At 57.8% G+C, this 24003-nt stretch carries 15 protein-coding genes; 7 read left to right on the top strand and 8 right to left on the bottom strand.

From position 1 onward, the window contains the following. Positions 1 to 47: 47 nt before the first annotated feature. The gene (locus tag LEP6406_RS27415) at positions 48 to 932 is read right to left on the bottom strand and encodes a sulfotransferase family protein (protein ID WP_008319249.1); all 885 of its coding nucleotides are present in this window, start codon (positions 930 to 932) and stop codon (positions 48 to 50) included. A 100-nt stretch (positions 933 to 1032) separates the two neighbouring features. Between LEP6406_RS27415 and LEP6406_RS0210255 the strand changes: the two genes are divergently transcribed. Both LEP6406_RS0210255 and LEP6406_RS0210250 read left to right on the top strand, forming a co-directional pair. Continuing rightward, entirely contained in the window at positions 1033 to 2220 is a 1188-nt protein-coding gene (locus LEP6406_RS0210255; protein WP_225886498.1) for a glycosyltransferase family 4 protein, read from the top strand. Beyond that, the gene (locus LEP6406_RS0210250) at positions 2217 to 3176 is read left to right on the top strand and encodes a glycosyltransferase family 2 protein (protein ID WP_008319245.1); all 960 of its coding nucleotides are present in this window, start codon (positions 2217 to 2219) and stop codon (positions 3174 to 3176) included. Before LEP6406_RS0210255 ends, LEP6406_RS0210250 begins: the two co-directional genes overlap by 4 nt. On the opposite strand, the gene LEP6406_RS0210245 is transcribed toward LEP6406_RS0210250, so the two are convergent. Together LEP6406_RS0210245 and hpsE are read right to left on the bottom strand one after the other, a co-directional pair. Next, positions 3173 to 4363, bottom strand: coding sequence for a glycosyltransferase (locus LEP6406_RS0210245; RefSeq protein ID WP_225886479.1), 1191 nt, complete (start codon positions 4361 to 4363; stop codon positions 3173 to 3175). The two genes, LEP6406_RS0210250 and LEP6406_RS0210245, sit on opposite strands and share 4 nt — an antisense overlap. Positions 4364 to 4396: 33 nt before the next feature. Continuing rightward, positions 4397 to 5416, bottom strand: a complete 1020-nt coding sequence (hpsE, locus tag LEP6406_RS0210240) for a hormogonium polysaccharide biosynthesis glycosyltransferase HpsE (protein WP_008319241.1) — start codon at positions 5414 to 5416, stop codon at positions 4397 to 4399. Between the two features lie 426 nt (positions 5417 to 5842). Here hpsE and LEP6406_RS32790 point away from each other — a divergent pair, with 426 nt between their 5' ends. Genes LEP6406_RS32790 through LEP6406_RS0210225 form a run of 3 tightly spaced genes read left to right on the top strand, consistent with a single transcriptional unit; the run spans position 5843 to position 7390 of the window. Beyond that, entirely contained in the window at positions 5843 to 5992 is a 150-nt protein-coding gene (locus tag LEP6406_RS32790) for a hypothetical protein (RefSeq protein ID WP_008319239.1), read from the top strand. Continuing rightward, positions 5989 to 7179 (top strand): 1-deoxy-D-xylulose-5-phosphate reductoisomerase, encoded by a 1191-nt coding sequence (gene dxr, locus LEP6406_RS0210230; protein ID WP_008319237.1) that lies wholly within the window; start codon positions 5989 to 5991, stop codon positions 7177 to 7179. The genes LEP6406_RS32790 and dxr overlap by 4 nt, the downstream gene beginning before the upstream one ends. A gap of 4 nt (positions 7180 to 7183) precedes the next feature. After that, a complete protein-coding gene (locus tag LEP6406_RS0210225) occupies positions 7184 to 7390 on the top strand; it encodes a hypothetical protein (RefSeq protein ID WP_008319235.1) in 207 nt (68 codons plus the stop codon). A 231-nt stretch (positions 7391 to 7621) separates the two neighbouring features. On the opposite strand, the gene LEP6406_RS0210220 is transcribed toward LEP6406_RS0210225, so the two are convergent. The 5 genes from LEP6406_RS0210220 to LEP6406_RS0210200 all read right to left on the bottom strand — a co-directional run bounded on the left by LEP6406_RS0210220 (position 7622) and on the right by LEP6406_RS0210200 (position 14030). Further along, positions 7622 to 8608 (bottom strand): cysteine synthase A, encoded by a 987-nt coding sequence (locus LEP6406_RS0210220; RefSeq protein WP_008319233.1) that lies wholly within the window; start codon positions 8606 to 8608, stop codon positions 7622 to 7624. 317 nt (positions 8609 to 8925) lie between these two features. Then, the gene (locus tag LEP6406_RS0210215; RefSeq protein WP_008319232.1) at positions 8926 to 9549 is read right to left on the bottom strand and encodes a DUF3782 domain-containing protein; all 624 of its coding nucleotides are present in this window, start codon (positions 9547 to 9549) and stop codon (positions 8926 to 8928) included. A gap of 186 nt (positions 9550 to 9735) precedes the next feature. Then, positions 9736 to 12144: a replicative DNA helicase gene (gene dnaB / locus LEP6406_RS0210210; RefSeq protein ID WP_008319230.1), complete on the bottom strand. Its 2409-nt coding sequence runs from the start codon at positions 12142 to 12144 to the stop codon at positions 9736 to 9738. Between the two features lie 299 nt (positions 12145 to 12443). Next, positions 12444 to 12902, bottom strand: coding sequence for a 50S ribosomal protein L9 (gene rplI / locus LEP6406_RS0210205; protein WP_008319228.1), 459 nt, complete (start codon positions 12900 to 12902; stop codon positions 12444 to 12446). 141 nt (positions 12903 to 13043) lie between these two features. After that, complete coding sequence (locus tag LEP6406_RS0210200) at positions 13044 to 14030, bottom strand: acetyl-CoA carboxylase carboxyltransferase subunit alpha (protein WP_008319227.1); 987 nt, start codon at positions 14028 to 14030, stop codon at positions 13044 to 13046. A gap of 722 nt (positions 14031 to 14752) precedes the next feature. On the opposite strand from LEP6406_RS0210200, the gene LEP6406_RS0210190 reads away from it, so the two are divergent. Then, on the top strand, positions 14753 to 17029 hold the full coding sequence (locus LEP6406_RS0210190) for an AMP-binding protein (RefSeq protein WP_008319225.1): 2277 nt from the start codon (positions 14753 to 14755) through the stop codon (positions 17027 to 17029). A 17-nt stretch (positions 17030 to 17046) separates the two neighbouring features. Then, positions 17047 to 23919 (top strand): type I polyketide synthase, encoded by a 6873-nt coding sequence (locus LEP6406_RS30185; RefSeq protein WP_008319224.1) that lies wholly within the window; start codon positions 17047 to 17049, stop codon positions 23917 to 23919. Positions 23920 to 24003 lie beyond the last annotated feature (84 nt).

The following is a 24003-nucleotide window of genomic DNA, read 5'->3' as shown; positions in this document are numbered from 1 at the left end:
AATACCTCGAAACCAAAATGCACACATGCTATTTTACGAATTGAGAGCTAAGGATTTGGGATGATTGAAGGTCTTTTTTCTTGCCCAAAAACATGTTCTAATTGCTCTTCCAACTTGGAAATTTTTTGCATGACTTGTGTTTTCTGATCCGTGGAGAACAGGCTGTCAAACTTGAATCGATACGTGTCTTTTATGGGCTGATAAACATCCTGTTTCCAGGATTCATAATCTTTGATAATATTGTTGCCTGAACGGCTACGATTCCCTGATCGCGAAAGTATTTTAGCTGAAAAATCAAGATTCAAATCCCTGAAAATCTTGGATAACACTTTTTCGGGATCTTCTACCAATTTTTCATAGGAAACCAAAACATGATTTCCCTGATTTTCATAGTTCAAAGATGTACTAATAGCCTGCACCCATTTGTCTATACAATTATCCAGCGACCAAGTTCTATTACCCCAATGTTGCGGATGTTGATGGGTGACTTCGTAGAGCGAAGCAATTGTATCTGGCCCATTACGGATGAGGTGAATGAACTTAGCCTTTTTAATATGCCTCTCAATGAGAGGCATATATTGAAGATGATCTGGGGTTTTCTCTAGCCAAATTTCCTTACCGTTTTCTTGGGCAATACGATCCAATACACTCACAAATAGATGGATGTATTGAGACTGAAAAATAGTCCAAGGCTTAATACACTTATTGATATCTTTAGCTCCAATTGAATTGCCAAAGTTGATTAGATACGATTTTATGCAGCAGGATGCCAAATGATATCGTTTGCGCCTAGGCTCATGCTCTGGATAGAGATGTCTAAAGAAGTGAGACTCTGGAAAGGATATGATGGCTGGATGAGCTGCCAGTAAGCTCTGGAGTAGAGTGGTGCCAGAGCGAGGGCATCCGACTAGAAAAAGGCGCTGATTGATCATGACTTTTGTTGCTTGTGATTCGGGAAAGTCGTGGGAAACAAGTGGGTTGCTACGTAGTCTAGTTGTGGTACAGGTACCCCCTTATCCACCCATGGGAGGGGTGGCACTGCGGAATTGGCAGACGATTAGTCTACTGGCTCAATATGGGCCAGTAGCAGTATTTTCGATATATAAAGGGCCAGGTGGCAAGGGGGATTTGCCAGGAGTTGAGTTTTGGCAGCATTGCGATCTGTATGAAGCGAAGCGCTCTTTTTTTTCAAAGGTTCAGTGCCGCCTTCAAAACCTCCGACCTCAGGGCCATCCCTATGTGGACTGGGTGTATCGAGATGGGGTTGCCCAAAGGCTTCAGGACTGCTTACACCAGTTACAACCGGAGGTTGTGGTCTTTGAGGAGGTGTGGCTCTATCGATATCTTGCCACAGTACAGCGGCATGGATGCTTAACTGTATTGGATAATCACAATCTGGAGGGAGATAAGGAAGTTTATCGGCAAGATACAAATGCCAGTAGAAAGCTACAGATCCAGGCCCATATTCGTCTCCGACAAATCCGTTCTGTGGAAGCAGCCTTTATCCGACAGGTAACGCAGACTTGGCTCTGTAGTGCTGAGGATCAATCCCTGATGCAACAATGTTACGGGGATCGGCAAAATACTTGGGTTATTCCAAACGGGGTGGATGTAGATTTTTACAATGGGGTTCGACAGGGTGATATCGCTCCTGCCGAGATCTTGCAACAGCAGGTTCATCGGGTGTTGTTTCTAGCTAAGTTTTCCTATGGCCCTAATCAGCAAGCAACAGAGATTCTGATTAGGGAAATCTATCCTGTATTGCGTCAGCGCTATCCCGACTGTGAGCTGTTACTCGTAGGACGAGAGCCCACGTCGCTTATGCAGCAAGCGGCAAAGGAAAATCCCCGTATTATTGTTACGGGACAGGTTCCAGATGTACGTCCCTACTTAGCAGCAGCTCAGGTGATGGTTGTCCCTCTGCGACAAGGGGGAGGGACGCGCCTCAAAATTCTGGAGGCTTTTGCAGCGGGTTGTGCAGTGGTAAGTACGGCTAAGGGGGCTGAGGGGATTGCGGTAGAAGATGACGAACATTTGTTGCTGCGGGAGTCGGCAGATGACTTGGCTGCGGGGGTGATAACCCTTTGGGAAGATGGGGCATTCAGATCTCGTTTGGCAGCGGCAGCCTGGGAATTAGTCAACTCTCGTTATAGTCGTGAGGGAGTGGGGCAGCGACTTCGCGATGCGATCGCGGCTTTACCCTTAGAAACATCCCCATGACCATCACCGTCACCGTTGTCATTCCCCTTTACAACAAAGCGCCCTACATTGAGCGCACCCTCCAATCAATCCAGGCCCAAACCTATCCCCATTGGCAGGCGATCGTAGTGGATGACGGGTCCACCGATGATGGAGTGGAGCGAGTACGCAGGGTTTCAGATCCTCGTATTCAGGTAATTCAGCAGCCCAATACAGGGCCAGGAGCCGCTCGAAATTGTGGATTACGCGCCAGCGATACCCCTTTGATTGCGTTTCTCGATGCTGATGACGAATGGCTACCGGAATTTCTAGAGCAGGGCGTGATGGCCCTAACTCAGTATCCAGACTGTGCGCTGTGGGTGTCGGGGCAACAACGGGGGGCGGCGGGGAAACCCTGGGCAGGGAGTCGATATCCAGAGGGACCGTGGCGGATACCTATGGATTTACCCACAAAGCAGCTTAAACCCACCCTGGATGTACTACATTCAGGAGCGATTGTGGCACGGCGAAAAACTGTGCTGGAACTCGGGGGATTTTACGATCGCGACAGATGTACCTATGGCGAAGATATCTATCTTTGGCTTCAAGTCGCCCTCGTCCATACCATTTACCGCACCCCAGAGCCATTAGCTTGGTACCACTCAGAATCATCAGAGATTGGCGTATGGCAGCGTCAATACCTTCCCCCTTGGCCCATGGTCATGGATCCCCAGCCCCTACGAGATCGCTGTCCAATTGAATCCCGTCCCCTGTTAGAGCGTTACCTTGCCTACTATGCCATCCTCTCTGCTCGACGACTGGCGGCAGCGGGGCAAGCCGACGCCGCCCGAGACATTTTGAGACAATACCCCCAGGCTTGGCAGATGGGATGGCTCTATGCCAAGGCATTATGGGACGTGGCGATCGCCCCTTTTCCAGCTCTCCAGCAATGGACCCAGCAGGCCCAGACTGCCCTGCGCCGCTGGCGTTCTCCCTAGGAGGTAGCGGGGAAATTGGCGGCGAGCAGTTGGTCATAAATCATTTCTAATCGAGCTGTTTGGGTGGTGAGGTCAAACTGGGTTAGAACTCGTTGGCGTCCGGCTGTACCAAATCGCGATCTCAGTTCCGCATCCCCCAACAATTGCAGCAGATACTTGCTCAAGGTAGAAGTATCCTTCTCCGAGGCCAAAAAACCCGTCTCCCCATGGGCTACAGCTTCTGGAATACCACCACTGGCAAAGCTTACCACCGGTAGCTCCATAGCCTGAGCCTCTAGAAACACCATGCCCAGCCCCTCCGCATCCCCTGTAGTGGCGACAATACTAGGTACACAAAACACCGATGCCCGGTTCATCCAATCACGCACTACCACCGGGGGTTGCCGCCCCAAAAACTCCACCGCCACCGATAGCTCTCCGGCCAAGGCTTGCAATTGAGGCTTGAGCGGCCCCTCCCCAATCATCACTAGGCGGGCTTGAGGCATCTCTTCTTGCACTGTTGCCATAGCCTGAATTAGATAAGATCCCCCCTTCTTTTCCACTAATCGCCCCACAAACAAGATGATGGGCTCTCGGAGAATATCCATCTCGGGACAAAACTGTTCAGAATCAATGCCAATGTAATGAGTGACTACCTTCTCCGGAGAACATCCCTCCCGAATCAATGCTTGGCGAATAAAGTCTGACACCGCAATGATGCCCTGGGCCGAATGAAACAGCCGGGGCCGTTGACGCAGGTACCATTCCCGAAAAAATCGTCCCCGATGGTTGATAAAGTCCAGAACATGGGCTGGCCCTGATCTCAGATCCGCAGGGTTGCTCGTTAGCGTGGCATCATATCCGTGGAAAGTGACCAATAGCGGTATCCGAAAGGTACTGGCTAAGGCCAGAGCTAAAACCCCATCAAAACCAAAATGGGCATGGATCAGGCAAGGATTGAGTGCCTTGAGGGATCGTCTCCATGCTGGTGCGATCACCTGCCCTAACTTATAGGCCATTTTCCAAGGCGCGGCTGACTGTACGTAGTCAGAGAGAACAATCCGCTTGCCAGATAGCATCTGGGTTTCCAATGCCTGGGCAGTTGAGGTGCCCACATAGTAAGGACGATAACGGACTAAGCTTTGCCCCTGAGCCAGAATAAAGGTCTCTGAATAGGGAAGGAGATGATCGCGATAAATCAGGACCACCCTGGTATCAACTGGCAACTGGTCAACCATGGGCTACGAGGTAGACTTAGAACTAGGGACCGGATTCAATTGAACTAAAGTACGGTAAAACGGACTGAGAAAGCTATACCAAAAGAGTTGAAGTTCACAGGCAGCAATCAAATCTTGCTGAAGATGATGGCGATATTTAATTAAGTGAAAAATCACTTTTCTCAAATCGTTTCCCATAAATAGAAACAATTTGAAGGGCCATTGCCAATGGGGGCAGCCGAGGAAACGAATATGGGCACGACCCAAGCCGACGCCCTGGAAAAATCGCAACAGATATTTGCGCTCAAACCGAGATGAGGGAATGTGGTGATAGATGTGCATATTGGCATTAAACCAGATCTCCCAACCTGCCTTTTTGATATAGAGTAAAGCTTCAATATCTTCCCCTTTCTGATCCAAAGACTCTCCTATTGGCCCTGTCAACACCAGGTATTTAGGAACATAGTCCAGCCAAATCTGGCGACGAATTACCAATCCTGCCCCAGGGGGGAGCATGTTTATTTTGCTATAGGTTCCTCTGGTAAAGCAGAGGGAGTTCTCACGCTCCACAATGGGCAAAAATCCAGCAATACGTCCAAAGTTGGGAGGTGGGGGAACCTCAAATATGCCGTGGATTTGGCTGCCAAAGGCGGCAGCCTGTGGGTGCTTTCGGGCAAAGTCGATGGCAGTCCAGACCCAGTTTTGACTGGGTACATTGTCGTCATCCAAAAAACCTATCAAGGGAGAGTTGGCTTCTTCAATGGCGCGACGACGGGCGAAGGATGCCCCCTGATTAGATTCAAATACGTAACGCAGGGGATTTTCTGAAGACCATTGAGTTTGATATTCTCGAATAATGCTAACAGTGCGATCGGAACTACAGTTGTCTACGATGAGTACTTCCCAGTTGATGTCTTCTAGACCCACTTGAGATCGCAGTGCATCTAAAATTTCTGGCAGATATCTTTCACCATTATAGGTTCGGATAACAACACAGAAGTCCAGCATCTTTTTTGCTCTTAGAGCATCTTGAGAAATTTGCATGTATCGAAGAGAGGCAATGTGTGATTATAAGAGTTCAGATTCTTGGGATTTCCCCTAAAACAATTAATTGAATTTTTCTGTAGATATTCAGGGAAATTACTCTAGGCAGTTTTGGCTAGGCATGACGTGTGGTAATCCTATTTGATTTCTGAAGGCCGTTGTAGTGTGGGTTGAGCTGAGTTCGAGCAGCATCCCCGCTAGGAAAAAAACCACGAAGAGGCTTACTCAAAGTTCATGCAGGATCGCTATAGATGGAATCTGTGCTGTCAGAAATTGAAACAATCGCGAAGGATTGAGATCATGTCTCTCAGCTTAGATTGCCCTCTTGGGGCTGAGGGTGCTACAGCTTTACACAAGCTTGTGAAAGTGTAGTGACTTGGCTCCCCATTTGTTGAACTTGACCATCGGTATGTTTCTTCTGTTCCTATGACCTATCCCGCTGATATACCTCTGGAGGCACCCCTAGAGACAGAGGTGCAGTTTCCCACCGGAGAATGGTTGAGGGACGAGCCGCCCATGGTCCAGGCTCCACAAGCCTGTAAATTGGTAATGACCCTTCTCACCGCAGCGCCGTGAAAGCAATTACCCTGCTCGGTTCCACTGGCTCCATCGGCACCCAGACCCTGGATATCGTCCAGTCCCACCCGGATCAGTTTCGCTTGGTGGGGATAGCGGCGGGGCGGAATGTGGCGTTGCTGGCCCAGCAGGTGCGGCAATTTCGGCCAGAGATTGTGGCAATTCGGGATGAACGGTGTCTGGAAGATCTGAGGGCCGCGATCGCAGATCTGGATCCCCAGCCCCAAATTGTAGCGGGAGAGGTAGGCATTGTGGAGGTGGCCCGCTACGGCGATGCCGAGGCAGTGGTGACGGGCATCGTGGGCTGTGCGGGACTGTTGCCCACCCTGGCAGCAATTGAGGCGGGTAAAGATATTGCCCTAGCGAACAAGGAGACCCTGATCGCTGGGGGTCCGGTGGTGCTGCCCTTGGTGGAAAAGCATGGGGTGAAGCTGCTCCCGGCAGATTCGGAACATTCCGCCATTTTCCAATGCTTACAGGGAGTCCCCGCCGGGGGACTGCGGCGGATCCTGCTGACGGCCTCCGGGGGAGCCTTTCGGGATTGGCCCGTGGAGCGGTTACCAGAGGTGACGGTGGCCGATGCCCTGAAGCATCCCAACTGGTCCATGGGGCAAAAGATCACCGTGGATTCCGCCACCTTGATGAACAAGGGGCTAGAGGTAATCGAGGCCCACTACCTCTTTGGGGTGGACTACGACCATATTGATATTGTCATTCACCCCCAAAGCATTATCCATTCCCTGATTGAGGTGCAGGATACTTCAATGTTGGCCCAGTTGGGCTGGCCGGATATGCGCCTGCCCCTGCTCTACGCCCTCTCCTGGCCAGAGCGGATTTACACCGACTGGGAGCCCTTGGATTTGGTCAAGGCGGGGGATCTCACCTTCCGGGAGCCAGACCACGCCAAGTATCCCTGCATGGATCTGGCCTATGCCGCTGGACGGGCCGGGGGCACAATGACGGCGGTGCTGAATGCGGCGAATGAGCAGGCCGTGGCCCTTTTCCTGGCGGAGAAGGTGAGCTTTTTGCAAATTCCCCAGGTGATTGAGCGGGTGTGCGATCGCCATCGCCGTGACCTGAACCCCACCCCCGGCCTAGAGGACATTCTCGCTGTAGACCGCTGGGCACGGCAGGCGGTGTTGGAGGCCAGTGCGGCCCCCGCCGCAATCGCAGTTTCTCTGGGATAACACCATGGAACTTGTCATTGTCCTCGGCGCGATTCTAGTCTCGTTTTTGGTCTTCACCTGGCTGCTGAAGGTGGTGCGGGCCACCCTCAAGACAGCGATTTTGGTGGCCCTGATACTCTTGGCCCTCCAGGTCATTTTCGGCATTGGCCCCGCCAATCTCTGGGAGCAGATAGGCAGTTGGCTACCGAATTTCGAGCCTACGAATCAATAGCTGGGCGCATCTATGCCATGGTTAGTGGCAAAAGGCTTTCATTGGAGCAAACTTAAGCGCAAAGCTCTGGCCTAACTACGTTGCAGCCCTCCCCCTCATCCCCTGCTGCGCACGTCCTCCGGCCTGCTCCCAGAAGGGAAGAAGGGGGGCCGGATTCAAAGTCCCTCTCTGGGAGAGGGCTAGGGTGAGGGGCTGGCGCAACAATAGTGGACTGATTTACGCCCTGCGGTACTAGCCCAGCAGATCCTCAGACCACAGCCCTTTTTCCTTCAGCCAAGCAGGGTTAAAGAGGCGGGATTGGTAACGGGCACCGCTGTCACACAGCACCGTCACGATAGTATGCCCCGGCCCCAACTGCTGCGCCAACTTCACCGCCGCCGCCACATTGATACCCACCGAGCCCCCCATAAATAGGCCGTCCCGGTGTAGCAGTTGATAGACCGCGTGAATCGCCTCCGGGTCCGTGACCTGAATGGCATCATCCGTGGGCACCCCCTCCATATTCGCCGTGACCCGACTGTTGCCGATGCCTTCAGTAATGGAGCTGCCCTCCAGGGTGATTTCCCCCGTTTTTACATAGCTATAGAGGCCGCTGCCCATGGGATCCGCCACTACACACTTCAGGTCGGGATTCTTTTCCTTGAGAAACAGGGCCGTCCCCGCATAGGTGCCCCCCGTCCCCGTTGCCGCTACCCAGGCATCGACCTTGCCATCGGTCTGGGTCCAGATCTCTGGCCCTGTGGTTTCATAGTGGGCTTGTCGATTGGCTAAATTGTCGAACTGGTTTGCCCAAATGGCATTGTCCAGTTCCGCCGCCAGCCGCCCCGACAACTTGACGTAATTGTTGGGATCGCGATAGGGCACCGCCGGTACCGGACGCACCTCCGCCCCCAGGGTCCGCAGCATGTCCATTTTTTCCTGGGACTGGGTGTCGGGAATGACGATAAGGCAGCGATAGCCCTTGGCATTGCAGATATGGGCCAGCCCAATGCCCGTGTTGCCAGCGGTGCCTTCAACCACGGTCCCCCCCGGTTTCAGTTGCCCCTGCTTCTCGGCGTCTTCAATAATATAGAGAGCGGCTCGGTCTTTGACGGAGCCCCCCGGATTGAGAAACTCCGCTTTGCCCAAGATCTCGCATCCGGTTTCCTCACTGAAGCTGTTGAGACGAATCAGGGGGGTGTTGCCCACCGTGCCGACGAAACCGTAATTGATAGTCATTCTGGAGCCCTGTCTTCCGTGATCTTGAGCAATGCTTCTCTTTCTATCCTAAAGCTGCGGTGTATGGACATCTCTAAGTAGGTAGGCTCAATTATCTTGTAGACGGGTTTCGACTTCGCTCAACCCTCAAACCCTTGCCGGATAGAGAGTCTAGCTGATTGAGCGGAGTCGTAAGTCTTTCAGACAGGCTTCGCCCTAACTTTAGCCTTAGCGTAGCCATGCCGAAGGCTATTGCCCCTTGGGCTATACGCTTTAGCGTCTCCCGAAAGGAGAAAATCAGCGGCGGGTGTGACGTTTAATTAGTCCCGGCTACTTACCTACCACCGTCTAGGCTGAAACTCCTCATCATTCAAAATCGTTACAGTCTCCCCCGATGGGGCCAAGACAAACAATCCCCGGCGGTAGGCATAACGCGCCACATCTGGGGGTACTACCATCCCCGCCACAGCCCCCATAGCCTGTACATCTCCGTAGCGCGGCATCAGCCGCTTGAACTTGGCCAAACGCTCTAGGTGCTCGTCCACATCCGTTGGAGCGAGCTTGCTCTTGACCTCCACCAATACCGCCTCGGTGCTGTTAATCACTAATAGATCAATCTCAAAGCCCTCGTTATCCCGCTGGATAGAGACCCCAGGGAATAATTCATGAACTGCAATGCCCCGTTCTTGAAATAACCGCAACACCGCTGGGCGGACTTGCCATTCCACAAACTCCCCCAGACGATTCCCCAGCTTCCCAATCTGTTGACTCACTTGCTGAATCTGCCGATCAGTTTCTTGAAACCGGCGCTCGGTCTCTTGGAATCGGCGATCAGTTTCTTGGAATCGGCGCTCGGTTTCTTGGAATCGGCGCTCGGTCTCTTGGAATCGGCGCTCGGTCTCTTGCTGGGCTGTAGCCAGTTCACCCAGCAAGCGCCACACGTCATCTGCGGTCGTAGCCATAGGAGTGCTCTGAGGTATCGCTATAGCTTCATTTTAGCCACGCCGTGAGGTCGGAGACCATCGCGCTAATGGTCAGGATCATCAGGTGTCGGCAAGGGAAAGGGTAGCGCGATCGCAAACCTGTTCCCTGGGGATGAGGTGAGGGGCTGGTCAGGGGACGGGTTCCTTTGAGGAACCCGTCCCCTCTCACTGGGGCTGCATGAGGTTACGGAAGCGGGTGAATTGAGGCTCAAACAACAGCTTCACCGTGCCCGTTGGCCCGTTCCGGTGCTTGGCGATAATAATCTCCGCCAGACCGCGATCGGGGGTATCGGGCTCATAATATTCCTCCCGATACAGCATCATAATCAAGTCCGCATCTTGCTCAATGCTCCCCGATTCCCTCAAATCCGACATCATTGGGCGTTTGTTGGTGCGGGATTCGACGCCCCGGCTGAGCTGGGAGAGGGCGATGATGGGGACATTGAGTTCGCGGGCGAGACCCTTTAGCGATCGCGTAATTTTCGACAATTCCTGCACTCGGTTGTCGCTGGTGCCCTCCATGAGTTGGAGATAGTCAATCAGGATCAGCCCCAAGACGCCCCCCTGCTCCGCCTGAAGTCGCCGCGCCTTGGAGCGCATCTCGATCACCGAGATATTGGGGGTGTCGTCAATGTACACCGGGAACTGGGACAGAGTGCTGATGGCTTGCCCCAGTAGCTCCCACTCATGCTGGGCAATGCGCCCGGTGCGGAGGCGACTGGTTTCCATCGCCACCTCACTGGACAGCAGACGATAGACCAACTGCTGCTTTGACATCTCCAGGCTAAACACGGCCACGGGCAGCTTCTGCACAGCAGCAATATTGCGAGCAATGTTTAGTACAAAGCTAGTGTTGTGGACGCAGATGTCGTTGGCGACGAAGTTATGGGTGTCGGGAATGGTAAGGTCGTAAACCTGTTTTAGCCCCAGGGGTGCGATCGCAACGATTTCATCCCAGTAGATGTCGCTGGTGGCGATGTGCTGAAGTTCTTTGTGCTCTAGGGCAGTGGCTAGGGCAAAGAGGCGATCGCGCGTCGGCGATCGCTTACCTGCATGAATATTGCTGGTGCTTTGAAACCCGGCCCGCGTGGCGAGCGATACCCAAGATTCCTGGCCCTTAGCCGCTCGAATAGTTTCCCAAACCTCTACTGGGATCAGGTCGCGGTTGGGTTGGTAGCGACGGTTGGCCAGGGTCGCCTCAACCTTGGCTAGGGCATCTTCTTTACCAAAGATACCGATCTCGCCGATGAAGGTTTTGATGGAGGGGACATCGGTGACATCGAGCTGCCATGCGGGACGGTGGCTGTCGAGATACTTGATCGATCTCATTTTGAGCTGAGCTAGAATACCAAACCGCAGTAGCAGATGCTGCACTTGGCGGGCAAGGGTTTCGCTGACCGTGGCAAAGCCCAGCTGAGCCTGACCAGAGGCCAGTACGGTAGCCCAGCCATCGGTGGAGAAAAGGCGGTTGAGGAAAAGGGCTATCAGCCCCTTCTCTAGTCGAAAGACGATTAATGGAATGGTTTGTTCATGGGGAGAAGTGCCCGTGAGGCAGCCATCGCCGATGAGATACGCCAGCAGCTTGACCTGATGCTCTGGTAAGGTCTCGGTGCCAAATATGGGGAGTACCCTGGGCACAGCAATTTTTTGCCCCACGGCTAGCTCAGCCAGAGGTCGCCAGCCCCTGACAGTCAGATAGGGGTGGGTTAGGGTCGTTTCGATTTCTCGCCCTGATCGCGTGCTCACCCGAAACACAGGTTTGTGGCCATCGTCAACGTAGGCGCTAGGCTCGGTGAATTTCAACCGCCAGTCGATACCTAGGGTGAGTAGCGAGGCAGACCGCTGCTGGTAGATTTCGCCAATGGTTTTAAGGCTACCGTCGGCTACTACAATCTGGGCGTCTGTGCTGAGGCACTTACCCATTGCCGGACGCCCTGCGGCGATGATCAGGTCCGAGCGTTGGAATCCCTGGGTGAGGGCGTCGAGATCGTAGAAGCCGCAGGGAATTCCCGGTAGCACCATGCCCAGGGATCGCTGTTCGATGTCCGAAAAGGTATCGATGAGGATATCGGCGGTGGAGGTGAGGCTCTGCTGGGGGCGGTCTTGGGTGATGGCAAACAGCTTTTGCTCCGCCTGATCCAGACTTTGTTCTAGGGGTTCCCCGGTTTCAAAGCCGAGTTGGGTGATTTCCCCGCCAATGCGGATTAGCCGCCGCCGCATAAATTTTTCCATCACCAGGGCGGCGTACTGGTCGATGTTGGTGGCGCTGAGGGTGCGGTCTACCAGTTGGGCGAGACGGCTCTGGCCGCCCACCCGCTCCAGCAAGTCTTGATCCTTGAGCCATGCGGTGACGCTCATCAGGTCGGTGGGGCGACCCTTGCCATTCAGGTCTACCGCTGCCCGGTAAATGGTCTTGTGGGCGCTGACGTAGAAGGCATCGGGGTTGAGTACCTCCATGACCCGTCCGATGGCCTCTGGATCGAGCAAAATCCCCCCTAGAATCGCTTCCTCTGCCTCCACGTTCTGGGGAGGCAGGCGATCGCCCATCGGTTGAAAGTCAAGATTTTGAACCATGGGATCCGGCGCGGGAAATAGTTCTTACCGTAGCGGATGGCTGACTAAAACGGTGGAGACGAAGGACTAGTACAGCAGGCAGATCCTTGAACACAAGGAAACAGTCTGCGTAGGTTGGGTAAAACGAAGTGGAACCCAACAGCGGTGGGCCATGTTGGGTTCCGCTAGCGCTGCACCCAACCTACAAATGGAGGCTTGACAGAGCATAGTACAGCAGGCAGGCTCTTGAACACAAGGAAACAGGTTAGAGCAGTTGCTCTAACCTGTTTGATCCGATTCCGGGCGTCAACGCCGGGGCTCTATTCCGCCGAGACCCGCAGGTTCACGGTGGCGGTCACTTCTGCGTGGAGCTTCAAGGTGGCTTTGTACTCACCCAGCTTGTTGATGTCGGGTACGGTGATTTCCCGGCGATCCACCTCTTTGTTGGTGTTGGCTTGGATGACTTCTGCCACATCCGCTGCTGTCACCGTGCCAAAGATGGCCTCGTTTTCGCCTACGGGCTTCTTGATCACGAACATGCCGATGGTTTCCAGGGCGGTCTTCATGGACTCCGCCTCTGCTTTGATGGCGAGTAAGCGTTGCCGCTCCGCTTCTCGCCGCCGTTCTACCTGCTTCAGTACGCCGGGGGTGGTGCGGACTGCGATGCCCCGAGGCAGCAGGTAGTTGCGGGCATAGCCGGGGGCAACCTCGACGAGGTCACCGGACTGGCCCAGTTTCCGAATATCTTCTTGCAGAACGACTTGAATCCGCTTCGCCATAATTTTCCATCTAACGCCCAGTCTACTACCTTAGCGAAGCAGGAGGGTTTAGGGCAAGGGGGTATGGGGGTATTGACCGGAGTTTTAGAAAACTAGGGGCCATAGATCTGCGATCGCAATCGACCACCCCGGCAACAATCCCTAGGCAACAGGTTCCTCAGAGAAAATGCCAATGCGGCGAAATTTTTCGTAGCGGAGTTGGCGACGCTGATCGGGAGCCAGCGCTAACAGTGTGTCTAGATTTTCCCGCAGACCCACCTTCAGAATTTCCGTCGCCTTGACGGGATTGGCATGGGCACCGCCGATAGGTTCCGGCAGCATCACATCCAAAATCCCCAACCCCTTCAAATCCAGGGCCGTAATCTTCAGGGCTTCTGAGGCTTGGGCGGCGCGGCCCGCATCGCGCCAGAGAATAGCGGCGCAGGCTTCGGGGCTGGCGACGTAGTAGACGGAATGTTCGAACATCATCAGCCGATCGCCGACGCCGATGCCCAAGGCTCCACCGGAACCCCCTTCGCCAATCACAGTGCAAATAATGGGGACATCCAGGGAGAACATTTGCCGCAGATTGTAGGCGATCGCTTCCCCCTGTCCCTGCTCCTCTGCCTCAAAGCCGGGGAAGGCTCCGGGGGTATCAATGAAGGTGAAGATGGGCATCCCGAAATGATTGGCGTGCTCCATCAATCGCATGGCCTTGCGATAGCCACCGGGGGAAGCCATGCCAAAATTGCGGGCGACATTATCCTTCGTGTCTCGCCCCTTTTGATGCCCCAGCATCATCACCGGGCGACCCTCAAACCGGGCAATCCCTCCCACTAGGGCCAAGTCATCCTTGCCGGAACCGCGATCGCCGTGGAGTTCAATCCATTCGTCACCGATGGCCTGAATGTAGTCCAGGGTGCTAGGGCGACGGGGATGGCGGGCCACCTGGAGCCGCTGCGCTGGGGTGAGGCTGGTGAAAATTTCCTGACGGAGTTGGTCGGCCCGAGATTCTAGCTGGTGAATTTGTGTCGAAACATCCACATCGTTCTCCTCCGCCAACTCACGGATTTGGTTGATGCGCTCCTCTAGCTCGACGAGGGGTTTCTCGAAATCTAAGAGGATGGGGCGACGTTCAGTAGGAGGCATGGCGTATCGAGCAATAGGGGAGGCGACAGGGAGGGAGGCGACAGGGAGGGAGGCGATGGGGTGGCAATCCTATGGAAATAAGCATAGCGGTTTGTGTCTCGGGGCCAAGGGGGCAGGGGGCCAAGGGGACGGTGCTGTGGGTAGCAGGGAATTTGTATAGTATTTTTAAGAGCCTGTCATTTTCAGGGAATCATCAGGACTGGATCTGCACAGTGATGGGGTTTGGGGGGCTATCTCTAGTTCCTGTTCGTCTCTAGCTATAGCGGTGGCACTGGGGATGATCACGGTGGCCTGGGGATGATCGCCCCAGCTTGGTGACGCCATCTAGGGGTTGTGGACAATCAAAGCTAGATTCCTGGTTATGGGGCGGTTACAGCCCCTAGCCTGATGCCGTAGGGCGGGCGTGGTCATGCTTAGCCCGCAAGGGTTTCCCTGTTAATTGTCCGCAGGCCCTAGTAAGGCTGGGAAGGGGGACGGTCCTGGGGGAGTCTGCGACCATCCCGGCGGAGGGGTAATATCTAGCAAAGCATAGGGCGGGTAAGGCGATGTTTTGGCTAGAAAATACCCAATTCGGGCAAGTTGTCTGGTAGGGGTTGGCCTCTAACGGCGTTCTCTCCGGTTTAACAGCCGTTTAACAGCGGCTTGACGGCGGTTTTCCTAACAGCGGCCAGCAGTATTGGGGGCCAACCCCCAGGAATAGTATCAAACAGTGGACAGAATTCATGGGTAACGGTTCTTTTGGGAAAATGGGTGCGGTGGTGACGCTGGTGGATTTGTTACGGCAGCGCGCGATTCACCAAGGCGATCGTGTGGCCTATGAGTTTCTCGCGGAGGGAGAAACCGTCACCGCTGCCCTTACTTACCAAGGACTCGATACTCTGGCGCGGGCCATTGCCACCTTACTCACGAGTTTGAACTGCCAGGGTCAGCCGGTGCTGCTGCTCTATCCCCCTGGTTTGGACTATATCGCCGCTTTTTTTGGTTGCTTGTACGCAGGCGCGATCGCAGTTCCCGCCTATCCCCCCCGCCCCAACCGTTCCCTAGATCGCCTCCAGGTGATGATCCAGGATGCCGGGGCACGAGTGGCCCTGACCCATGGCACGGTACTCAGCGGCCTAGAGAAACGCTTCAGCGAATACAGTCGGCTGCAACAACTCCACTGGCTAGCGACGGACGACGTAGAAACGGCACTGGCGGAGTCCTGGCAGCCTCCCGCCCTAGAGGCCGACAGCCTTGCCCTGCTGCAATACACCTCCGGGTCCACCGGAACCCCCAAGGGGGTGATGATTAGCCACGGGAATTTGATCCACAACTCCGCCCGGATTAATGAATTTTTCGGCGACACCCCCGCCAGTCGCGGCGTATCTTGGCTGCCCCCCTACCACGACATGGGCTTGGTGGGGGGCATTCTCCAGCCCCTCTACGTGGGGGCTCCCATGGCCCTGATGCCCCCCGTGGCCTTTTTGCAAAAGCCCTACCGCTGGCTCCAGGCCATCTCGCGCTACGGAGCCACCACCAGCGGCGGTCCCAACTTTGCCTACGATCTCTGTGTGCAAAAGACGACGCCGGAGCAGCGGGCGGCCCTGGACCTGAGTTCCTGGCGGCTGGCCTTCAGTGGTGCGGAGCCCGTGCGGGTCGAGACCCTGGAACGATTTACCACCGCCTTTGGGGGCTGTGGCTTCCAGGCCACCGCCTTCTACCCCTGTTACGGCATGGCGGAGGCGACGCTGATGGTGACCGGCGGCGATCGCGGGCGACCGCCCCAGACCCAGAGTATCCAAGACCGGGCGTTGCAAGATAACCGCGCGATCGCAGCGACAGAAACCACCGCTGAAGACACCCGCCTGCTGGTAGGCTGCGGCCATGCCCCGGCAGACCAGCCCGTGCAGATCGTGGATCCCCACAGTCACCTGCCCTGCGACGACGGCACCGTGGGAGAAATTTGGGTCGCCCATTCCCCCAGCTTGGCCCAGGGCTACTGGCGACAGCCGGAGAAAACCGCCGCCGCCTTCCAGGCGACGATGGCGACGGGCAACGGTCCCTTCCTCCGCACCGGAGATCTGGGATTCCTCCAGCAGGGGGAACTGTTTGTCACCGGGCGGCTGAAGGAGCTGATCATTATTCGAGGCCGCAATTACTATCCTAAGGACATCGAGACCACGGTGGAACTGGCCCACGAGGCGCTGCGCCCTGGAGCCGGAGCCGCCTTTGCCATCACCATTGGCGGTCAGGAACGGCTGGTGGTGGTGCAGGAGGTGGAGCGGCAATATCTGCGATCGCTGGATGCAGAGGCCGTCGTGGCAGCGGTGCGGCGGGCGGTGGCCGAACACCATGATCTGCAACTCTACGGCCTTCAGTTGCTAAAAACCGGCAGTGTGCCCAAAACCTCCAGCGGTAAAATTCAACGCTATCTCTGTCGAGCCGGATACCTGGACCATCACCTCGACCCCCTGCACACCTGGCAACTGGCGACACCGGAACGGTTGGCGACGGATGAATGGAGCGCAGATTGGCAGAGCGACTGGGCCGCCGCTACCGCTGCGCCCCGCGTCCCCCCTGTCCCCGCGTCCCCACCGTCTACCGATCTGCCGCCTCAGCCCTCCCCAGCCCAATTGCAGCGATGGCTGGTAGATTGGCTGGCCCAAGCGCTCCAGATGGCCCCCAGCGCCATTGATACCAGCCGCCCCTTTGCGGAATATGGCCTCGATTCGGTGGCGGCGGTGGAACTGACGGCGGTGCTACAAACCACACTGGACTATCCCCTATCCCCTACCCTGGCCTACGAATACCCCACCATTGAGGCGGTGGCGACCTATTTGGCCCAGCAGTTGGGGGATGACAATGGGGGAGAATACAGAACGATTGCCCTCAAGGGCTCAGGGCCAAGGGCCAGTGCCGATGGGGGAGATCTTGATCTCGATCTCACGGATCTCGTCAGTGAGCTAGAGCAGCTCTCGGAAGCTGAACTCCAGGCTCTACTGGGGCAGCAAGGACGCTAAACGGTAAGGGTTGACCTGTGGATGATCTCGCACGGCGGATTGCGAAGCTGTCGCCCCAGCAACGGGCACTGTTGGAACTGCAACTGCACAAGAAAAAAGGACTGCCGGAGCCCATTGCCATTGTGGGCATCGGCTGTCGGTTTCCCGGTGCGCCAGACCGGGAGGCATTCTGGCGCTTGTTGCAGGCGGGGGGGGATGCCATTACGCCCATCCCCCGCGATCGCTGGAATGTGGACGCCCTCTACGACGCCGACGCCACCGCTGTGGGCAAGACCTACTGCCGGGAGGGCGGCTTTTTGGCGGATGTGGATCAATTCGATCCGGCCTTCTTTGGCATTGCCCCTCGGGAGGCCAAATACATGGACCCCCAGCAGCGGGTTTTCCTGGAGGTGGTCTGGGCTGCCCTAGAGGATGCGGGCATTCCCCCCAAGCAGCTCAGCGGTTCCTCTACCGGCGTCTTTGTCGGGTTGTCCACCAATGACTACGGCCAGTGGCTGCTGGCGGGGCCGGAGGCGGTGGGTACCTATACCACCACTGGATTGGCCTCGACCATGGCGGCCAATCGCCTCTCCTATTTACTGAATTTGCGGGGGCCGAGTCTGGCCCTGGATACCGCCTGCTCCTCTTCCCTAGTGGCGGTGCATTTGGCCTGTCAGAGCCTGCGGCAAGGGGAATCTACCCTGGCGATCGCGGGGGGAGTCAATCTGATCCTGCGGCCCGAACTCACCATCGGCTTTAGTAAACTCACTGCCCTTTCCCCCGAGAACCGTTGCAAGGCGTTTGCCGCCGAGGCCAATGGCTTTGTGCGCTCGGAGGGAGCCGGAGCTGTAGTTTTGAAGCCCCTCTCCCAGGCCATTCGAGACGGTGACCCCCTCTACGCCGTGATCCGGGGGAGCGCCGTGAACCAGGATGGCCGCTCCAATGGCCTCACCGCCCCCAACCGGGAAGCCCAGGAACAGGTGATCCATACTGCCTTTACCCAGGCGGGGTTAGAGCCCCAGCAGGTGGACTACATCGAAGCCCACGGCACCGGCACCCTCCTGGGGGATCCCATTGAGGCCAAGGCTCTGGGGAATGTACTGCGCTCTCGCGACCCAGGGAACCCCATCCCCATGGGCTCGGTGAAAAGCAATATCGGCCATACAGAAGCGGCGGCGGGTATCGCCAGCCTAATTAAAACCGCCCTCTGTCTCCACCACCGCACCCTGGTGCCCAGCCTCCATTGCCAGCGGCCCAATCCCCATATCCCCTTTGACCAACTGCCCCTGCGGGTACAGCAGCGGTGCGAACCCTGGCCCGTGCCCTTGGATCATCGGCCCATTGCTGCCGTCAGCGCCTTTGCCTTTGGCGGCACCAATGCCCACGCCGTCCTCCAGGCGGCTCCCCTATTCCCCCCCCTAGAACGGACGGTGACCCGGCCCCGACACCTGCTCACCCTCAGCGCCAAAACCCCCGCTGCCCTTCAGGCCCAGGCCCGTCAGGTGGCGGCTTGGTTGGGGGCTCATGGTATCTCGGATTCGTCTGGGGATTTGTCTGGGGATGCGACTCTAGATTTGGGAACGATTTGCCACAGTTTCAACACTGGACGCAGCCATTTTCCCCAGCGCCTCGCCGTGGTGGGGGAGACCCCAGCGGCAATGGTGCGGGCGCTGGAGGTGGGGGCAGAGCACTTGGCGACCCACCCGCCGTCTGCTTCCGTGACCCCTACCGCGATCGCGGCGGGGACTGACCCTGAGGTTGCCTTCCTGTTCACCGGGCAAGGCTCCCAATACCCCGGTATGGGTCGCAGCCTCTACAAGACCGAGCCCGTGTTTCGCGACTGTCTGGATCGCTGCGCCGAGATCCTGGCTCCCTACCTGACCACGCCGTTACTGGAGCTGATCTTCGCCGTCGATGGGGACGATCGCCTGCACCAAACCGTCGCCACCCAGCCCGCCCTGTTTGCTTTGGAATATGCCCTGGCGGAGCTTTGGCAGTCCTGGGGAATTCGGCCAGGGGCGGTCATCGGCCACAGTGTGGGGGAATATGTGGCGGCCTGTGTGGCGGGGGTGATGGATCTGGAGGCCGGACTGCGGCTGGTGGCCCAGCGGGCCAAGTTGATGCAGTCTCTCCCCGAGGGGGGCGGCATGGTGGCGGTGTTTGCCGATGGCGCTACCGTGGCCCAAGTCTTGGCCAAAATGGGGGATGCCACCCTGGAGATTGCCACCCTCAACAGTCCTGAAAATACGGTCATTGCGGGGCCGGAGTCGGGATTGGTGAGTGCGATCGCAGTTTTTAGCGATCGCGATATTCGCACTCAGCCCTTGCAGGTCTCCCACGCCTTCCATACCGCCCTAATGGACCCGGTGCTGCCCGTCTTTGAGCACCTGGCCCGCCAAGTCACCTACCATCCCGCCCAGATTCCCCTAGCCCTAAACGTAACAGGCACCCTCCTGCCACCGGGGAAAACCCTAGATGGAGCCTATTGGCGTCGCCACGCCCGCCAGACGGTGCGTTTTGTCGATGGCCTCACCGCCCTATACCAAGCTGGATACCGCTGCTTTGCGGAAATGGGGCCACACCCCATCCTCTCCACCCTGGGTCGGCGGGTGCTGTCGGATCCAGACCTGCTGTGGCTGCCCAGCCTGCACCGCGATCAGCCCGACGACTCGGTCCTGCTCCACAGTCTGGCTCAGTTCTACCAGCGGGGGGGCACGGTGGATTGGGCCGCCTTTGATCGGCCCTACGGCTACCAGCGCCAATCCGGCCTACCCCCCTACCCCTTCCAGCGCCAGCGCTACTGGTTTGATCCACCCGCCACCCTCTCTGCGGCCTCCACTGCCCTGGGTCGGCCCTCGGGCCTAGAAATCCCCCAGGACTGCCTGTACCAGGTGGCGTGGGAGCCCGCGCCTCTGCCCCCACCGCCCGCCACCCTCGCGGGACAGTCCTGGCTGATCTTTATGGATCGTCGTGGGCTGGGAACGGCCCTGGCAGAGGCAATCCGTGATCTGGGGGGCAACGTGGTCACGGTTTCCCCCCAGATTGAGAGGGCAGCGGTCGGGGCACCAGAGGCTATGGATCCAGATCCAAACCCCATGCTGGACCGAGACCCGGTTTCGGGGGGGGGGCAAAAGCTGAATTTGAACCCGGACCGGAAGCGCACCGCCAATCCTCTGGATCCCGCCTCCATGCAAGCCGCAGTGACCCCAGATCAGCCTTCGGCCCTTGGACCCAGTTCGGGTCTCAACGTAAGTCGAGGGACGGCCCCATGGCATCAGGTGGTGTACCTGTGGGGACTGGATCAAGATCCCGATGACCTAGCGGGCATAGCAGCACCGACAGCGGGGCTTCTGCATCTCGTCCAAAGTCTGGCTCGAAACTGGGATGCGGTCCCCCCGCGCCTGTGGGCAGTGACCCAAAATACCCAGGCGGTCACGGATACCGATTCCGCCCCATCCCCCATGGCGGCACCCCTCTGGGGCTTGGGCAGTGCGATCGCACTGGAACACCCCGACCTCTGGGGTGGTTTGGTGGATGGGTCAGGGGCTTGGGCTGCGAATTTAGCGGGTTCAGATGAAAATCCAGCGAGAACCCTAGACGGGAATGGGGACGGAAATCCGGCGGGAAATCCAGGCCAAAATCTGGCCACCGACCTCATCGCCCACTTCACCGCCCAGGAAGGGGAAGATCGGGCCGCTTGGCGACAGGGCCAGCGCTGGGGGGCACGGCTCCAGCCCCTAGCCCTCCCCGCCGTTCCCGCCCCTGTCCAGACCCTACGACCGGAGGGCACCTATTTGATTACCGGGGGGCTGGGAGCCCTGGGCCTCCAGATGGCCCAGCATCTCGTGGCCCAGGGGGCCAAAACCCTGGTGCTCGTCAGCCGTCGCGGCGAGTCTCCGGCATCCCAAGCCGCACTAGCGACACTGCGGACCCAGGCCACGGTGCGGGTGGCGGCGGTGGATGTCGCCGATGGGGCAGCGGTCACCGCCCTTGTCACCGACCTGCGGGCCACCCTCCCCCCCCTGCGGGGGGTCATCCACGCCGCCGGAACCCTGGCGGATGGGGTGCTGTTGGGACAAACCTGGGGACAATTTCAGGCGGTCATGGCCCCCAAGGTCCAGGGGGCATGGCATTTACACCAGGCCACCCAGTCGGAGGATCTTGACTTCTTTGTGCTGTTTTCCTCTATGGCCTCCCTGGTGGGCTCACCGGGGCAGGGCAACTACGGCGCGGCCAATGCCTTTTTGGATACCCTGGCCCACCACCGCCGTCGCCAGGGACTCCCGGCCCAAACCCTGAACTGGGGACCATGGCAGGGCGCAGGGTTGGCGCGGCAACAGGCTGCCACGGTGCAGCGCTTGCAGACCCGAGGCATCCAAAGCTGGGTTCCCGCCGTTGGCCTGCGGGTGTGGGACCGGCTACGGGAGGCCGGGTCCACCCTGCCGCCCCAAGTGGGGGTGATGCAGGTGGATTGGGGGACGTTATTGCCCCAGATTCCCGGTCAGCCCCGTCCTGCCTTTTGGCACCGAATCGCCGCGATGGCCCAGTCCCAGACCCTCGCGGTAGGTACCATGTCCCCCCAGACGACTTCAGGGGCAGGGAAGGAAAGTTCTCCGGCAAATTCTCCGGCGAAGTCCCCGGCCCCATCCCCAGGCAATATCCGGGCGGACCTGCTGGCCCTACCGAGGGAAAGCCGGACGGCTCCCCTGGCCCAATACCTGCAAACCCAGGTGGCCTTGGCGATGGGGGGGACTCAAGTTGCGATCGCAGATAATCTCCTAGAGGTGGGCCTCGACTCCCTCATGGTGATGGACCTGCTGGGGGCATGCAAACGGGACCTGGGCCTGACCCTCTACCCCCGCGAAGTCTTTGAGCATCCCACCCTAGATGCCCTGAGCCGCTACCTCGCGGCGGAACTAGATCGAGGGACTGAACCAGCGGCGGCGGGGGCCGAACCTCTGGCGGAACTGGCTATTCCCCTCTGGGGCCGCAATCGCCCCTTCACGGCTCCTGAGGACAAAAATCCTCCCATGGTGTTTTTGCTCAGTAGCCCCCGCTCCGGTTCCACCCTGCTGCGGGTGATGTTGGCGGGGCATCCCGATCTGTTCTGCCCCCCGGAATTACACCTGCTGCCCTTCGATACCCTGGCGGAGCGTCAGGAGGCTCTGGCGGAGAGCTACCTGGGAGAAGGACTCCAGCGCGCCCTGATGGAACTCATGGGGCTGGATGCCGCCGCCAGTCAAGCCCTGCTGGCGGACTGGACCACCCAGGGCATGACCATGGCCGACGCCTACGGCAAGCTACAACAGTTGGCGGGGCAACGGACCCTGGTGGATAAATCCCCCACCTATGGCTTCAGTCGCAGCACCCTGGAACGGGCAACCCAGGTCTTTACCGCCGCCAAGTTCATCCATCTGGTGCGCCATCCCTACGCCGTGATAGACTCCTTTGTCCAAAACCGCATGGACAAGATCTTTGCCCTGCCCAACCAGGCTCCCTATGCCCTCGCGGAGCAGGTCTGGGCCGTGAGCAACCAAAACATGGTGCAGTTCCTCGCCGATGTGGATCCCGCCCAGCACCATTTTCTCCGCTATGAGGATCTGGTCACGGAGCCGGAAGCCGCCATGACCGCCCTCTGCACCTTCCTGGAAATTCCCTTCCACCCAGCGGTGGTAGATCCCTATGGTCAGAAGGAACAACGGATGACCGATGGGGTGCGATCGCAGTCTCGGGCCATTGATGACCCCAACTTCCATCGTCGTCGGGCCATTGACCCTACCCTGGCGGAAGCTTGGCGCAAGGTCACCCTACCCCAGCCCTTGACCCCCGCGAGTCAAGCCTTGGCCCAGCAATTCAGCTATTCCTTGGCCCAAGGAGCAGGGGCAGGGGAAAAAACGGGGACACTCTCTGGAGAGTTTTCTGGAGAATTTCCCAGGGAATTCGCGGCGACCGCTGTGCCCCCCGCCAGCAATCCGGTAGGAACCGCTGTCCCACTGCCCCAGAACAGCACCGGGGTCATCCCAGAGATGGAACCTGTGCCCCTGGCCACCATGGCGGAACAGACCATCACCGTGCGGGGGTTAGACCTGTGCCTCTGCACCTGGGGACCAGAGGACGGCACCCCCATTCTCTGTCTCCATGGGGTGCTGGACCAGGGGGCCGTCTGGGGACCCATCGCCCCGGCTCTGGCGGAGCAGGGCTATCGCGTCATTGCGCCGGATCTGCGGGGCCATGGCAAGTCCGCCCACATTGGCCCCGAGGGCAATTACCAGCTCCTAGACCACCTGGGGGATATGGATGCCCTGGTGCGCAGTTTGGGATTGGCCCAGTTTCACCTGATTGGCCACTCCATGGGAGCGGTGATTGCCGCCACCCTCAGCACCGCCCGCCCCGACTGGATGAAGTCCCTGACCCTACTGGAGGCGATTGTCCCCGGCAAGGAGACGGAAGGAGATACCAGCGACCAGCTCATGGCCCACCTGAATTATCTGGCCAAGCCCCCCATCCACACGGTCTATCCCCGACTGGCGGATGCGGTGACCCGGTTCCGTCAGTCTATCCCCGGTATTGCCCCCGATTGGGCCAAGGCGCTGGCGGCACGGGTGCTGGAAACGGTGGAAGGGGGGGTGCAGTGGCGCTGGGATCCTCGGCTCCAGGTGCGGACGCGGTTTGGCCTCAGCGGCGGTACCTTTACCCGCGATCGCTATGCCCAAATTCTGCGCCACATTCGCCGACCCATCACCCTCATCTTTGGAGCCCAGAGTACCTTCAACCGCCCGGAGGATCTGGCCTTTCAGCGGCAGCATCTGCCCCATGCCCAGGTGAAGACCGTAGCGGGGGGGCATCACCTGCCCTTGGAATCCTCGGCGGAGGTGGTGCGGGCGATTTTACAGGCTCTTCGTCAGCCCTAAACGGCCCCATTGGGTTCCATCTGTTACAGTAGAGTCAAAATTTCGAGCCGCAATTTGATGATTCCTACTGATGTAGTAGGGTAA

This window comes from Leptolyngbya sp. PCC 6406 (genome assembly GCF_000332095.2).
Lineage (GTDB): Bacteria > Cyanobacteriota > Cyanobacteriia > Phormidesmidales > Phormidesmidaceae > PCC-6406.
Note: the sequence above shows the minus strand (reverse complement) of the source record. Positions and strands in the feature narration are given on the sequence as shown.

Excerpts from the sequence above, each read along its gene's own strand:
- LEP6406_RS0210250 (WP_008319245.1), top strand. The coding sequence starts at position 2,217 with ATGACCATCACCGTCACCGTTGTCATTCCCCTTTACAACAAAGCGCCC.
- LEP6406_RS0210190 (WP_008319225.1), top strand. The coding sequence starts at position 14,753 with ATGGGTAACGGTTCTTTTGGGAAAATGGGTGCGGTGGTGACGCTGGTG.
- hpsE (WP_008319241.1), bottom strand. The coding sequence starts at position 5,416 with ATGCAAATTTCTCAAGATGCTCTAAGAGCAAAAAAGATGCTGGACTTC.
- LEP6406_RS0210215 (WP_008319232.1), bottom strand. The coding sequence starts at position 9,549 with ATGGCTACGACCGCAGATGACGTGTGGCGCTTGCTGGGTGAACTGGCT.
- dnaB (WP_008319230.1), bottom strand. The coding sequence starts at position 12,144 with ATGGTTCAAAATCTTGACTTTCAACCGATGGGCGATCGCCTGCCTCCC.
- LEP6406_RS27415 (WP_008319249.1), bottom strand. The coding sequence starts at position 932 with ATGATCAATCAGCGCCTTTTTCTAGTCGGATGCCCTCGCTCTGGCACC.
- LEP6406_RS0210220 (WP_008319233.1), bottom strand. The coding sequence starts at position 8,608 with ATGACTATCAATTACGGTTTCGTCGGCACGGTGGGCAACACCCCCCTG.
- LEP6406_RS0210200 (WP_008319227.1), bottom strand. The coding sequence starts at position 14,030 with ATGCCTCCTACTGAACGTCGCCCCATCCTCTTAGATTTCGAGAAACCC.
- LEP6406_RS0210225 (WP_008319235.1), top strand. The coding sequence starts at position 7,184 with ATGGAACTTGTCATTGTCCTCGGCGCGATTCTAGTCTCGTTTTTGGTC.
- rplI (WP_008319228.1), bottom strand. The coding sequence starts at position 12,902 with ATGGCGAAGCGGATTCAAGTCGTTCTGCAAGAAGATATTCGGAAACTG.
- LEP6406_RS32790 (WP_008319239.1), top strand. The coding sequence starts at position 5,843 with ATGACCTATCCCGCTGATATACCTCTGGAGGCACCCCTAGAGACAGAG.